Below are 13384 nucleotides of genomic sequence, written 5' to 3' on the forward strand. Positions count from 1 at the left end.
AACACCAGCGACTTTCAATCGAGGCGTAGTCCTGCAGGAATGGCTACCCCCTTTCAAAGGACTAGAACGAAGAGTGAAAGTCGCTGGTGTTCTCCCTTTGGGCGAGGTTTAAAAGCACCAACTCTGCGTTGCTCGAACTTACAATAGAATAACTATTGCTTCATTCGAGCGCCTTGATTAGGTGATTTTAAATCTCGCTGAGCGATCAATTGTTAGGATGGATTGGTATTAATGTAATCTCCTAAAACATGTTGATAGTGTTCTTTAACAACTTGTTGTGTCGCTAGTTTATTGACACTGGTATATTAGAAGAAAATAATGGCTTATATATTTTTCAGAGATACAGAACCTTAGATATGTTTTCAAATTGGCGCTCTTTATTATTTTTACCAGCTCATAATCAAAAATTTGTGCACAAAGCCAATACGAGAGGCGCTGATGCCTATGTTTTGGACCTTGAGGACAGTGTTCCAAGCGCTCTGAAGGAAGACGCGAGGAAAAGTATCGCGTCTGCGGCGTTAACTGTGTCTCAAGGTGGCGCTGACGTATTGGTACGAATTAATGCACCACTTCGATTGGCTATTCGCGACTTAGAATTTGCAGTTTGTAATTCCGTTAAAGCCATTGTGCTGCCAAAAATTACTAATGGTACTCAGGTAAAACTGTTGGCAGATGTAATTGAGGAGCTTGAAGTTGAAAACAATAGGCAAGGTGAAAAAACTGGGATCATAGTGCAGATTGAAGATGTCGATGCACTGCCTAATTTAGACGAAATCGCTACTGCATCTTCTAGGTTGTGGGGGATGACGATTGGTTCAGAAGATTTTGCTACTTCTGCTGGCATGGAGCCTATACCTGAAGCGTTGCTCATGCCTAACCAACAGCTATTAATGGCGTGTCGTAGGGCGAAAATTATGCCTTTGGGCTTTCCTGCATCTATCGCTGATTATAGTGATATTGAAAGCTTTGGGGCGACGATAACCTTAGCCAAAAAACTTGGTTTTGTTGGGGCCTTCTGTATTCACCCTAGTCAAGTTGATGTGTTAAATAAAGGATTTGTTCCTTCAGAAAAAGAGATTGCTTTCGCTACTCAGTTGTTAGAGACCTTTGAAATTTACTCTAAACAAGGTAAAGCTGTTTTTCAGTTTAAAGGGCAAATGATTGACGCTCCAGTGGTTGCTAGAGCGAGACACTTGCTAACTAGAGTTCAACCTTAAAAAACTTAATGCTAAAAGGATACACCCATAATTCACCATCATTGGCTTTGACTGCGGCAATAATGGCAAATATCAGATTTAAAATAACTAAAATGAAAAAACCTAGCATTCCTATGATTACAATCCATAACACTACGCAAACGATTGAGTAAATAAACAGACTAATCATCCAATTTAAAGTGACTTTTCCATGTTTGTCTATTTCTGCATTTTTGTCCTTATTTGTTGCCCACATGACTATAGGTAATATGAAACCTAATCCAGGCATAATGATGCTGGCCAACTGACTCAGATGCAGCAACATACAATAGGTATTTAAGGGCATTCCCCAATATTTATCTTCTGATTGTTCACTCATCTAATACTCCTTAGTTTTAACTCTATGCCAGTTAACTTTGACTTACTATTCGTCAACTTTAAAGGTAATTATTGAAATTTTTTGTTCAGACCAATATTTGGGTTTTGTTGCCGTTTGAGCATTGGATGGTCTCTGTGGAATATTCGTATATTTAAAATGTTCTGAATTTGAATATTGCGAGGGAGACACGCTAGTGGTACAACCTTTTTTAGTTTATCAATAATTTGAAAGCAGACACGTGCCAAAAAAGTTTCTAACAACCAAACAAGCGATGCGATACAACCGCCAAATAGTGTTGCCTAAATTCGATTTAGACAACCAAGAAAAGCTTCTGAATGCAAAGGTTCTAGTGGTTGGTGCGGGAGGGTTGGGGTGCGCGTCTGCGCAGTACCTAGTAGCATCAGGGATAGGCGAAATAACATTAATCGACGATGACAAAGTTGAGATAACTAATCTGCAACGTCAAGTTTTACACGGTGAATCTGACATAGGTACTAATAAATGTGTGTCTGCTAGGGAATCCCTTGAACAACTCAATAGCGAAACTCAAATACATATCATACAGAAACGTCTTGGTTTTGATGACTACTTAGCGCTAATTGATTCAATTGATATAGTGGTGGACTGTACCGATAACTTAGAAACCAGAAATACCCTTAATCAGGTGAGTTACCGATTGGGTAAGTCCTTGGTTTCTGGGGCAGCGATTCGAATGGAGGGCCAACTGATGAGCATTGTACCCGCTGAAAACTCGGCGTGTTATGCCTGCCTTAGTAGTCAATTTGGGCAGCAAAATTTAAGTTGTACCGAGTCGGGGATAATGTCGCCTGTCGTAGGTATTGTTGGCGCAATGCAAGCTTTGGAGGTGATTAAGCTGTTATGTCATTATGGCCAGCCTAACGTGAACCAATTAATGCTGTTTGATGCTATGACAGCCACTTGGCAGACATTTAAAGTGCCAAAAAAAACGAATTGTGTGGTTTGTGCGTAACATTTATTTTTTATGGGACAAGTGTTACCTAGTGACTACGGGAGTATGGAAAAAAGCTGGGTATGCCAACGAGTGGAACATAAATTAGTAACTCAAAGTTGAATGACCTCTACTAGGATGGGGATTTTTAGAGCAGTTTTATGTCACTCGGGAAATTTGCCTTTTTAAATGGATAGTCTAAACAATGTTATGGTTATGCAGCAGTGACAATGTTTTTAGATTACTTTAAGTAGTCACGAAAGTACTCTCAACAGTGTAAAGAGTACGTTCTTGAAAAATGCTGGAACATTGGTTAGCGTATTTCCAGTAGCTCTACTTCAAAAATAAGCAAAGATCCTGCGGTAATTTTTCCCGTTGAGCGGTTGCCATAAGCTAATTCAGAGGGGATAAAAAACTTAAATTTGTCACCTACGACCATTAATTGCAGTCCTTCTGTCCACCCTTTGATTACTTGATTCAAACGGAAACTAATAGGCTCACCACGATCAACTGAGCTATCAAATACTGAGCCATCTAACAACATTCCGTGGTAATGCACTTTTACCGTTGAACTGGCATTCGGATGACTTACACCTTGGCCCTTTTGTAATATTTGATATTGTAACCCTGAGGTTGTTTCCATTACAGCTTGATTGGTTTTATTTTTTTCTAAAAAGTCTTTCCCTATGGCAATGTTTTCAAGTGCCTCTTTTTTATTCACTGTGTTTTTTGCAAAGTAAAACACCACTAATACAATGACTACAGCGAGAACTATATATTTCATTACTTTTCCTAAGGTCATAATAATTAAAGTTGTGTAGTCTAACACTCGAATATTTATAGGCTAAGACTTCTTACTAATGTTCATCTACTACCGTGCCTTTCAATCGTGGCTTAAAGGGTTGCACAAAAGCCGACAATATTCATTTAGACTAAATATTTTTTGAGTTTTATTTAAGTGCATGTGTCCTATAAGGTAATGCCATTGTCTATGTAATCACGTCAACTCATACTTGTGAGTAATACCACATTTGTCGACAAACTCCTGATCATGACTCACTAATATAAAACTACTGTTAAAGCGAAGTAAGGCATCTGACAATATCTCTTTACTGCTAATATCAAGATGATTATCTGGCTCGTCTAGCAGTAATAAAGTGTTGTGTTGGTGACTCGCAATTAACATGGCTAAACGCATTTTTTCACCTGGGCTTAGTGATGCTGCTTTTTGAAATACCTTGTCTTTCCTGAATCCATTTGTTGCCAGCAGTGTTCGCCTATCTGATTGATTTAGCTGTGGACAAAAGTGCGAGAAATTTTCCAACAAACTGAGGTGGTTTTGTATCAATGAACAATGTTGGTCAAGTAAACATATTTGAGTATTAATTACCGCTGACGTATAAATTTGCGGCGTATTTATTGCGTTGTCATTAGCTAGGATTACGGAAGGTTTTTGTACATGGGACAGCTTAGTTAATAGGTGTAAAAAAGAAGATTTTCCTGAGCCATTTTTGCCATTAAGGTGCCACTTTTCGCCATTTTTGACTTCCATCGATACGGTGGTGTTTACATGAGGCAATAAAATATCTTTTACTTGAAGTAATCTTTTTGTTTTTTGCTGGTTAGCGGTTAAACCAAACTGAATCGGCGTGGCGACATTGGGCGTTTTTGCCGCCAGTAGTTGTTGCGCTATATTGGATAATTTGGACTGATGTTGAGACATTTTTGCGCTAAGAGATGCTTCAGACTGATGTTGCTTACTACCCAGCAATATTTTTGGTAAGCCACCTTGCTTTGATTTTTTAACACCTTGACTGGCTCGTTTTTGTGCTTTTTCTGCATCACGCTGCGCGCTCAACTTTGTTCTTTTTTGCAGGGCGAGTAATTGCTTCAGTTTTTTTGCCTGAGCATTTTCATTCAACAAACGTTGTTGTTCAAACCCATCATAATTTGACTCCACTAATTCAATTCCAAGAGGGGTTAGTTTCGCTATGTGGCGACAAAGGTTGAGCAGCAGTCGATCGTGACTGATGAGTAAACACTGTCCCTTAAAAGATAACAACTGCTCCGCTAACCACTGTTTAGAGAGCCCATCTAAATGATTGCTGGGTTCGTCGAGTATGAGAATAGCGTTCTCTAATGCGGCTTGATTAAATAATCTATACAGCATCAGCTTATTTAACTCGCCACCACTTAAGTGACATAGTTTTGAATTTGGCGAAATATTTTTTGAGAGCTTTGCCAACTGTCGCTTAAAAGTACTAGCAAAAAGCCAATCGTCAGCAACAAGTTGATAGTCTTGCTCCGCAATACTGCCATTTTCAATATTTTTGAGGGCGTTAAGTTTTGATGCGGCGCCTAAGTAGTCTGCAACGGTTTTATTGTTAGTCAGAGTCACCCGTGGATTTTGCTCTAAAAATATCAGAGGCCCGATAAGCTCAACCGTTCCAGTGGTTGCTTTAACTTTTGCTGTAATAATGTCTACTAGTAAGGATTTACCTACTCCATTGTCACCCACAAGGCCAGTGAGTCCTTGAGGGAGATTGAAGTTGATATTACAAAATTGCTTATCACCATTCGTGTGCAGAAATGAAATATGATTGATTGTTAATTGTTTCAAAATGAACGTCTCCTGATAACTCAGGGCGCTACTATCTAAAGAATGGCTGACCAAAAACGAAACGCGATTTTCGAGACATACACCAAATGAAGACAACAATTACCCTGATAATTCAAATTAAAAAGTGAATCAAAGTCAGACGTTATTTGTTCATCGGCTTAAGGTCTCTAGAATGGGAAACGCGATTTTACTACAAGTAGACTCGGTTTGTATATGTCCAGAGTCTTTCAAACCTATCAGGTTAATGTTTGTTTTCCTGCATGTAACTTGCGAGTGCTAAATCATCAAAGCCGTTAGAGCTATTCAAAGCGTTAAAGATACTGTTTTGATCTTCTTTGCTTCTGTTTTGTCCCAGTTTTAGTTTCCCTTCAATTTTGGTTAATTCGATCTTAAAGCCAACAATCCCTGCTAACATTTTATGCTTAATTTGATCAGTGACTATGTCTTTTTTTTGCAAGAGTTGCGGTTCGTATTTTTCAACTAATAGCTCAACTGCTTTCAGTGTTTCTTGAGGGGTGAGTAAGGTGAAAGTGCCGTAGGCGTGAACGGCGGTATAGTTCCAAGTAGGTACGGCAGGTCTACTCATATACCAACTTGGAGAAATGTAGGCATGAGGTCCAGTGAAGATCACCAGCACTGTTTGGCCCTCTAGATTTTTCCAATGAGGATTGGCTCTGGCGCAGTGGGCATACAATGCCCCTTGTTCAGCCTCATGTACATTTAGGACAAAGGGTAAGTGCGTGGCCAATAAGTTTTCAGAGGACGATATCATTACCCCAAAACCAAACTCCTCAATAAACTTATGTTTATCAGTTAATGCTTTCATTTGGAATGATTTTGGAATAAACATCTGGGATTACCTCTTTGACATTTTTGTTGTTGGCAGGGTTAACTTGGCGAGCAAATTTGATTTAGCTTGTGGCCACTCTGGTTTAATGATGCTGTAAACTGCACTGCTACGAATACTGCCATCTTGTTGAATACGGCAATCACGGAGAACCCCTTCAAAGCTAGCGCCAATGGCTGCAATAGCGGCTCTTGAGCGCTGGTTTTTTTCATGAGTTTGTAATGCGACCCTATTAAGTTGTAACGTTTCAAATGCATGGGTTAACAATAAAAATTTGCAGCGACGGTTTACGTAACTTCTTTGGGCACTGGGTGTAAGAAAGGTAAAACCAATTTCAATGGCTTTATGCTCTAAGAAAATATTTAAGTAACTTGTGGACCCCACTACTTTATCTTGGGTTTTATCTACTATGACAAAAGGTTGCTGACTGTTTAGACGCGCATTATCCAAACAAGAGGTAACCCACTGCTGCGTTGAGTCTAGGGTTAAGCAGTATTTCGCTGTGGTCCATTTCCAAATGCTGGGGTCTTTTCCAGCCCAATATAATTCTTCAATATGGCTTGTGTGCATAGGTTTAAGCGCCACGTATTCGTCTTCAAGTGTTAGAGTTTCAAGTGTCATTATTGTTCTCCTCATTTTTGTGTTGGCTATTATTACGGTATTTTGGTCTAATTAAATCAACCAATAGCTTTTTTTTGAATAGACCAGTGAGAGTGTTTAAATTACAGAATGTAAACAGTACGCAACCCAAATATTTGCAACTTGCGGAAACGGTTAGAGAGGCGATTAAACAGGGGCAACTAACTTCGGGTGACCATTTGCCATCGGTGAAATCCATTAGCCAAGACTTGGGCTTAAACAGGCATACTGTTATGAAGTCATTGGCCGAGTTAGTGGCTGAAGGATGGATAGCGTCTATTCAAAGGGTAGGCTATAAAGTCGTAGAAAATTTACCCATTGAAAAGAGCCAGAATCCCTCTTTCGATACTGTAGCTAACAGTCCCAGTCCAATCGACTACCGTCTAGTGCGGTCAGGGATGCCATTACCGACTTATCCTGCCAACGATTTTGAATATAACTTTGCTGGTGGACAGCCTGATTTGACGCTGTTTCCATTTGATGAGTTTAAACGTTGTATGTCTGATGTATTGAATCGACCCAATATCGCACAATTGAGCTATGGGCAAAGTGCCGGTACACCAGAATTGCTTGAGCAAGTGAAAATTTATCTGCGTAAGTCTAGGGCCATAACGGATCGTGAAATAGTGGTCACTAATGGGTCTCAGGAAGCGTTATTTATGGTGGCGCAACTGTTACTAAAATCAGGTGATAAAGTAGCTGTTGAAGCGTTAGGTTATCCACCCGCAATGGCAGCATTTAGAAGCAGCGGAGCTGAATTGGTGGGAGTAAAGCACGATATCCATGGAATGTGCCCTCAGGATTTAGAAAAGCAGATATCAAAAGGTAACGTTCGATTAATATACTTGACTCCTTTGCACCAGTACCCTACCACAGTTACTTTAACGGTTAGTCGCAGGATGGCTATCTATCAACTTGCTGCATTGCATAAAATTCCTATTGTTGAAGATGATTACGATCATGAATTTCATTATCGCTGTCAGCCACTTGCTCCCATGGCAACTCAAGATCCATCACAATTAGTGATATACATTTCTACCTTTTCAAAGATTATGTTTCCTGGTGCCAGAATTGGCATCATGGCGGTCACTAAAACGATGGCAAAAGCGGTTGCAGAATATCGCTTACTAATTTGCCATAAGAGCAACGTTTTAATGCAGTCTGCGCTGGCTAAGTGGATGGATAGTGGCGGGTTTGAGCGCCACTTAAGAAGAACCACTCGTTTCAACCTGCAACGCAGAGATCATGCAATTTCTGTTTTGAAAAAGTATCCTTGTTTCGAATTTATCAGCCCTGACGGAGGTATGGCACTTTGGGTACGATTAATCCGTCATCCCGGTCGCCCCAGTGGATTACATAGCGCTGAACAATTAGCCATAAAGTGTCAACAACTTGGGATATATATTCAGCATGAAAGACAATTTCTATTGGATAAGTCACGCGACCAAGATGGCTTTATTCGCATCGGATTTGCCAGCATGAACGAGACAAATTTTGCTACTGGTATTGAAAAATTAGTCGAATGTTTACATTTAAAAATTTAGTTCGTTGCTTATGCCAAACAAAATCAGAGTCATGGATTGTTTGGCACCTATAAATTATATCGCTAAAGTGCTGACTCAACTTAAGTTTGTCAGCTTATTGGGGTTGCATTAATCCTGTTTCTGCTAACAATTGCACACTTTTAATGCGGGCATCGACATCATGGATTGGCATAGAAACAATGATTTCATCAACTTTGGTGGCTTCAATAAATTGGCTTAGTTTATCAGTGACCGTCTGTTTAGAGCCTACCATGGCATAACGTAAAACATTCGTTAACATTGCTTGGTCTGCTGCAGTACAAATTGTTGATATATCATCCACAGGTCTGGCAAACGGACGATTAACTCCACGGCGTAAATTCATAAATTGTTGCTGCACTGAGCTAAATAAATAATTGGCTTCTTGGTCAGTATCCGCCACTACAGTCATTAGTCCCGCCATTATATAGGGCTTTTGATATTGCTCTGATGCTTGAAAGGATGCTCGATAGAGGCAGATTGCTTCGAAGAGTTGCTCTGGGGCAAAGTGTGATGCAAAAGAGTAGGGTAGCCCAAATTGTCCAGCGAGCTTCGCGCTATACAAACTCGATCCTAACAACCAAATTGGAATATGGGTGTTCGCACCTGGCACAGCCACAATATTCTGCCCGTCTGTAGGCTTACCTAAATAATGTTGTAGCTCACGAATATCTTCAGGGTAATTATCTACTTCAGACGTCAGGTTACGTCGTAAGGCTCTAGCCGTAGCCATGTCTGTACCTGGAGCTCGTCCTAATCCTAAATCGATTCTATTGGGATATAACGTTGCTAAGGTACCAAATTGTTCTGCAATCACGAGCGGTGAATGATTAGGTAACATCACGCCTCCTGAGCCAATTCTTATTTTAGAGGTTGCTGCTGCAATATGCGCCAATACGATAGATGTAGCCGAACTGGCCACACCAAACATACCATGATGTTCTGCTAACCAGACCCGGTTGTATCCAGATTTTTCTGCCTGAATAGCCAATTTACGTGAGTTATCAAGGGCGTTTGCAATGCTTGACCCTTCGGCAATTGGGGCAAGATCAAGTATTGAGAATGGTAGAGTCATAAGTAGCCTGAAAAAATAATACGAGTAGATAAACGTTATCATAAGTGCATCTCACGCGTCGCAATTTAATAACGCTATATGGCATCTGATTGGTTTTCTGGTTTCGCGTTAATAAATGCCTCTAGTTGATTGCAGCATAGATAGACATTGAGTAATTTGGGAAATGCTGTCATGTCAACTTCGAATCGTAAAGCGTTGTATAGTTGCGGGATCAAATAGAGGTCTGCTAATGTGACATCTTCCCCAAAACAGTAACTTGATTCATCGAGCATGGTTTCCAATGCGGTCAAACCAAGAGTGACCCAATGATGATACCAAGCTAACTTTTGTTGACCCGCTACTTCAAGGTGCTCGGTAAGATAATTTAGCACCCGTAGATTGCAGATAGGGTGGATATCACAAGCTATGATATCCACAAAACTTTGAATTTTAGCTGCCTGCAACGGATCCGCTGGCATTAACTTTACTTTTGAGTAACGTGAATCTAAATACCTCAGTATGGCTCCAGACTGTGCTAGACATAGCCCGTTACTGGTTTCTAAACAAGGTACTAATCCTTGTGGTTGTTTAGTTAAATAGTCGGCGCTTTTGTGTTCTTTTTTCAGCAGATTAATCGGCTCAATACTGTGTTCAATCTGTTTTAAGTTTAAGGCAATTCTGACCCTATAAGCAGCGGATGAACGATAATAACTATACAGTTTCATTACTAAGAGCTACACCTTAGCAGGTAAAATCGTTGCTACTACCTCGCCAAACCCAATTTTAGCGGCGCCTTGTTTACTGCATGAAGCGCGCATAATAATGCTGTCACCATCTTCTAAAAATGTGCGTTTTTCACCGTTGGGTAACTCAATAGGCGTTTTACCTCCTTTACTCAGTTCAAGTAAAGAACCTGCTTCCTCATAGGTTGGCCCAGATTGTGTGCCCGATCCCAATAAATCGCCAGCACGCATAGCACAACCATTACTGGCGTGATGGGTTATTAATTGTGCTGGGGTCCAATATGAATGTTTAAAGTTCGATTGAGATAGTTGTGCCATCGTTTGCTGGTTATCACGCATCGCCTTAGTTTGGATAAAACAACTTAAGTCGATGTCTAGGCTCCCATAGCAACTATTTTGTTTGCTGCTTAGGTGAGGCATAGGTTGAGGGTCTGTTTTGGGGCGCGAAAATTCACTGCGATACGGGGCTAAGGCTTCCATAGTGACTATCCACGGTGAAATAGTCGAGGCAAAACTCTTAGCTAAGAAGGGTCCTAATGGCTGGTATTCCCAAGCTTGAATATCACGGGCAGACCAATCGTTAAAAATACATACCCCAAACAGATGCTGCTCTGCATTCTCTATTTTAATTAATTCACCCATCTGGGTACTTTTCCCAACAAACAATCCCATTTCTAATTCGTAATCTAAACGTTTGCAGGGTCCAAAACATGGCTCGATGGCATCGGGCGCTTTGGTTTGACCAATTGGGCGGTTAAAATCTTGGCCGGAAATACCAATGGTGGAAGAACGACCATGATATCCAATTGGTATCCATTTGTAGTTAGGTAACAAGGGATTGTCAGGGCGGAATAGGCTACCTACCGCAGTTGCGTGATAAATAGAGGTATAAAAATCGGTATAATCGCCAATCAGGCAAGGCATACCAAACTCAATTTCGGTTTGAGGTATTAGGGTTGTTGTGAGCGCCCCTTGTAGCGGCGAATTGTTTTGTAGCGCTTTCGATAAAGATAGTCTTAGGGCCGAATTGGCTTCAACTCCTAAGTCCATTAGTGCGTTTAAGGTCGACTGACTTGCCGCTTCTAGCGCGGTTTGTGCAGTGCCAGTAAATAGATTGAGTTTTGCTAATGCCGCTAAATCTATTACCTGTGTACCTATGGCCACACCACCTCTATAAGCTTCATTTTTGTCTTTACGTTTAAAAATCGCAAAAGGTAAATTCTGGATAGGAAAATCACTGTTGGTATTGGCACTCGTCACCCAACTGGTGAGATTGATATCATGTGTTTGATTGAGTTTTATCATATTTTATTCTCTTAAATATTTGGATTATGGCGCCAGAAACTTATGGTTTCCCATTAAAATGTTTTTTTAAATTTCCCCAGCAACTTAGATAGTCTTTTTGCCTAGAACTGGTGTTAAGTGCAAATTCAGTGGGCGTAATCACATAACGAGACTCGAACATAAAGGCTAATGTATTCGCATATTTTTGTGGCGAAAGTTCAGCATTTGTGGCTTTTTCAAATACATCGGCTTCTGGTCCATGGGGAGTCATACAGTTGTGTAAACTCATTCCGCCTGGTTCGAAACCTTTTTCTTTGGCGTCATATACGCCGTGAACTAACCCCATAAACTCGCTCATCACATTGCGGTGATACCAAGGTGGTCGAAAGGTGTTTTCAGCCACCATCCATCTTGGAGGAAAAATCACAAAGTCCATATTAGCAGTGCCTTTTGTATCGGATGGGGAAGTGAGCACGGTAAATATAGACGGGTCAGGGTGATCAAAACTGACCGAATTAATGACATTAAAACGAGACAAATCATATTTGTACGGTGCGCTGTTTCCGACCCATGCCACAACATCTAGCGGGCTATGGTCAAGCTGCGCCTGATATAGTTCTCCACAGAACTTGGTGATTAGATAACTCTCTTGTTGGATGTCTTCATACCACGCCTGCGGATAGCAAAAATCGCGTTGATTGGCAAAACCATTTGCACCAACAGGTCCTCTTTCAGGTAGGGTAAACGGCGCGCCGTAATTTTCGCAGATATACCCACTAATTGGTTGATTTAGAGGATTAACTTGAAATTTAATGCCACGGGGAATAACTAAAATTTCACCGGGTTTTACCTGAAGCAATCCTAACTCGGTACGAGCGATTAACTCTCCTTTCTGGGGAACCAACAATAGCTCGCCATCAGCGTTACAGAAAAAACGATTATTCATGCTCTTATTGGCTGAATAGAGATGAATGCCTATACCAATTTGTGTCTTTACGTCGCCATTGGCGGCTATAGTGGTGAGTCCGTCAAGAAAGTTAGTGGGCGTTTCTGGGATAGCTTGGGCGTTCCAGCGCATCACGTTTGGTGGGCATAGAGTGCCTTTTAAAGGGGCTGTGCGTAGTAAACCTTGATTGATAAGTGAATAGTCTCCCATACTGATTGATGGGCGGATTCTATACATCCAAGTACGCCGGTTTTCATGTCTAGGAGCGGTAAAAGCGGTGCTACTAAATTGTTCGGCGTACAAACCATAGGCGCACTTTTGTGGACTAAATTGCCCAACTGGGAGTGCTCCCGGTAGAGCTTCAGATTGATGCTCATTATTAAATCCTTGGGAATAGCAAAGATCGTTGGACTTAAACATAGTTGCCCCTTTCAAGTGTTTTCAATATATTCTCATATGAAACTATATTATGGGTGTTATCAACCTTTATTCAGTTTAGCGGTACTGTATTTTATTCTTTACGCAAAATAGATAAGTGAGAAATATGCAAAATCTAGGTAGTGATGTAGTGGAGCTTAAGCAGTTTATTCCATACAAAATGGTGCATTTAGCGGCAAAAATAAGCACGGAACTCTCCCAAATATACAAGCAGGAATTTGACGTCAGTATCCCAGAATGGCGTATCCTAGCGCAGTTAGCGCGGCAGAAAGAACTGTATTCCAAAGATATTGGAGAAATAACTGCAATGGATAAGTCTAAAGTATCCCGAGCTGTGAAAGTGCTAGAAGGTAAAAATTATTTACAACGTAAAATTGATAAAGACGACAATCGTGCAGCTTATCTTTCTTTAACAAGTCAAGGCCTTGAGGTCTATCAAAAAATTGCGCCTAAAGCTTTGCAGTGGGAAAGACAGCTTATTGATGCATTAGAAGTAAGCGAGCATAAAAATTTAATTAAAATCCTAGACAAATTAGAGCAAAAGCTAATGCAGATTAGTCTTAGTTAACCTGAACTCGGGATAAGCCATACCGTCCAGCACCGCTATTATTGCGCCTATCTTCGTTGAACTTGCTCTCAATAGCTGGCAATTGCTTCACAAGCTCGCCTTGATAAACACAATAATATCAGCACTGGATGCATTAAA

At 40.7% G+C, this 13384-nt stretch carries 13 protein-coding genes; 4 read left to right on the plus strand and 9 right to left on the minus strand.

Annotated features, from left to right (window positions below):
- Positions 1 to 356 precede the first annotated feature (356 nt).
- The gene (locus ABJK37_RS14675; RefSeq protein WP_348355357.1) at positions 357 to 1217 is read left to right on the plus strand and encodes a CoA ester lyase; all 861 of its coding nucleotides are present in this window, start codon (positions 357 to 359) and stop codon (positions 1215 to 1217) included.
- Here ABJK37_RS14675 and ABJK37_RS14680 read toward each other — a convergent pair.
- Positions 1201 to 1575, minus strand: coding sequence for a DUF4870 domain-containing protein (locus tag ABJK37_RS14680; protein ID WP_348355360.1), 375 nt, complete (start codon positions 1573 to 1575; stop codon positions 1201 to 1203). The two genes, ABJK37_RS14675 and ABJK37_RS14680, sit on opposite strands and share 17 nt — an antisense overlap.
- Before the next feature lie 238 nt (positions 1576 to 1813).
- Here ABJK37_RS14680 and moeB point away from each other — a divergent pair, with 238 nt between their 5' ends.
- Complete coding sequence (gene moeB / locus ABJK37_RS14685) at positions 1814 to 2566, plus strand: molybdopterin-synthase adenylyltransferase MoeB (RefSeq protein ID WP_348355363.1); 753 nt, start codon at positions 1814 to 1816, stop codon at positions 2564 to 2566.
- Between the two features lie 292 nt (positions 2567 to 2858).
- On the opposite strand, the gene ABJK37_RS14690 is transcribed toward moeB, so the two are convergent.
- From ABJK37_RS14690 to ABJK37_RS14705, 4 genes are all read right to left on the minus strand, one after another.
- On the minus strand, positions 2859 to 3329 hold the full coding sequence (locus ABJK37_RS14690; RefSeq protein WP_348355366.1) for an FKBP-type peptidyl-prolyl cis-trans isomerase: 471 nt from the start codon (positions 3327 to 3329) through the stop codon (positions 2859 to 2861).
- A 213-nt stretch (positions 3330 to 3542) separates the two neighbouring features.
- A complete protein-coding gene (locus ABJK37_RS14695) occupies positions 3543 to 5165 on the minus strand; it encodes an ATP-binding cassette domain-containing protein (protein ID WP_348355369.1) in 1623 nt (540 codons plus the stop codon).
- A gap of 241 nt (positions 5166 to 5406) precedes the next feature.
- On the minus strand, positions 5407 to 6015 hold the full coding sequence (locus ABJK37_RS14700; protein ID WP_348355373.1) for an FMN-binding negative transcriptional regulator: 609 nt from the start codon (positions 6013 to 6015) through the stop codon (positions 5407 to 5409).
- Positions 6016 to 6021: 6 nt separating this feature from the next.
- Positions 6022 to 6633, minus strand: a complete 612-nt coding sequence (locus ABJK37_RS14705) for a GNAT family protein (RefSeq protein WP_348355376.1) — start codon at positions 6631 to 6633, stop codon at positions 6022 to 6024.
- 92 nt (positions 6634 to 6725) lie between these two features.
- Here ABJK37_RS14705 and ABJK37_RS14710 point away from each other — a divergent pair, with 92 nt between their 5' ends.
- Positions 6726 to 8195: a PLP-dependent aminotransferase family protein gene (locus ABJK37_RS14710; RefSeq protein ID WP_348355379.1), complete on the plus strand. Its 1470-nt coding sequence runs from the start codon at positions 6726 to 6728 to the stop codon at positions 8193 to 8195.
- Positions 8196 to 8289: 94 nt separating this feature from the next.
- On the opposite strand, the gene ABJK37_RS14715 is transcribed toward ABJK37_RS14710, so the two are convergent.
- The 4 genes from ABJK37_RS14715 to hmgA all read right to left on the minus strand — a co-directional run bounded on the left by ABJK37_RS14715 (position 8290) and on the right by hmgA (position 12660).
- Positions 8290 to 9288: an LLM class flavin-dependent oxidoreductase gene (locus tag ABJK37_RS14715; protein WP_348355383.1), complete on the minus strand. Its 999-nt coding sequence runs from the start codon at positions 9286 to 9288 to the stop codon at positions 8290 to 8292.
- Positions 9289 to 9362: 74 nt separating this feature from the next.
- Entirely contained in the window at positions 9363 to 9992 is a 630-nt protein-coding gene (gene maiA / locus ABJK37_RS14720; RefSeq protein ID WP_348355386.1) for a maleylacetoacetate isomerase, read from the minus strand.
- Between the two features lie 9 nt (positions 9993 to 10001).
- A complete protein-coding gene (gene fahA / locus ABJK37_RS14725; RefSeq protein ID WP_348355389.1) occupies positions 10002 to 11315 on the minus strand; it encodes a fumarylacetoacetase in 1314 nt (437 codons plus the stop codon).
- A 40-nt stretch (positions 11316 to 11355) separates the two neighbouring features.
- Complete coding sequence (hmgA, locus tag ABJK37_RS14730) at positions 11356 to 12660, minus strand: homogentisate 1,2-dioxygenase (RefSeq protein ID WP_348355392.1); 1305 nt, start codon at positions 12658 to 12660, stop codon at positions 11356 to 11358.
- Between the two features lie 124 nt (positions 12661 to 12784).
- Between hmgA and ABJK37_RS14735 the strand changes: the two genes are divergently transcribed.
- A complete protein-coding gene (locus ABJK37_RS14735) occupies positions 12785 to 13246 on the plus strand; it encodes a MarR family transcriptional regulator (protein ID WP_348355395.1) in 462 nt (153 codons plus the stop codon).
- The last annotated feature ends 138 nt before the right edge of the window (positions 13247 to 13384 follow it).

It is taken from the genome of Paraglaciecola sp. (assembly GCF_039964565.1).
Taxonomy (GTDB): domain Bacteria; phylum Pseudomonadota; class Gammaproteobacteria; order Enterobacterales; family Alteromonadaceae; genus Paraglaciecola.

Bases quoted from the DNA above. Each gene is read 5' to 3' on its own strand.
- ABJK37_RS14675 (WP_348355357.1), top strand. From the start codon at position 357: ATGTTTTCAAATTGGCGCTCTTTATTATTTTTACCAGCTCATAATCAA.
- ABJK37_RS14680 (WP_348355360.1), bottom strand. From the start codon at position 1,575: ATGAGTGAACAATCAGAAGATAAATATTGGGGAATGCCCTTAAATACC.
- ABJK37_RS14690 (WP_348355366.1), bottom strand. From the start codon at position 3,329: ATGAAATATATAGTTCTCGCTGTAGTCATTGTATTAGTGGTGTTTTAC.
- ABJK37_RS14700 (WP_348355373.1), bottom strand. From the start codon at position 6,015: ATGTTTATTCCAAAATCATTCCAAATGAAAGCATTAACTGATAAACAT.
- ABJK37_RS14705 (WP_348355376.1), bottom strand. From the start codon at position 6,633: ATGACACTTGAAACTCTAACACTTGAAGACGAATACGTGGCGCTTAAA.
- ABJK37_RS14715 (WP_348355383.1), bottom strand. From the start codon at position 9,288: ATGACTCTACCATTCTCAATACTTGATCTTGCCCCAATTGCCGAAGGG.
- maiA (WP_348355386.1), bottom strand. From the start codon at position 9,992: ATGAAACTGTATAGTTATTATCGTTCATCCGCTGCTTATAGGGTCAGA.
- fahA (WP_348355389.1), bottom strand. From the start codon at position 11,315: ATGATAAAACTCAATCAAACACATGATATCAATCTCACCAGTTGGGTG.
- hmgA (WP_348355392.1), bottom strand. From the start codon at position 12,660: ATGTTTAAGTCCAACGATCTTTGCTATTCCCAAGGATTTAATAATGAG.
- ABJK37_RS14735 (WP_348355395.1), top strand. From the start codon at position 12,785: ATGCAAAATCTAGGTAGTGATGTAGTGGAGCTTAAGCAGTTTATTCCA.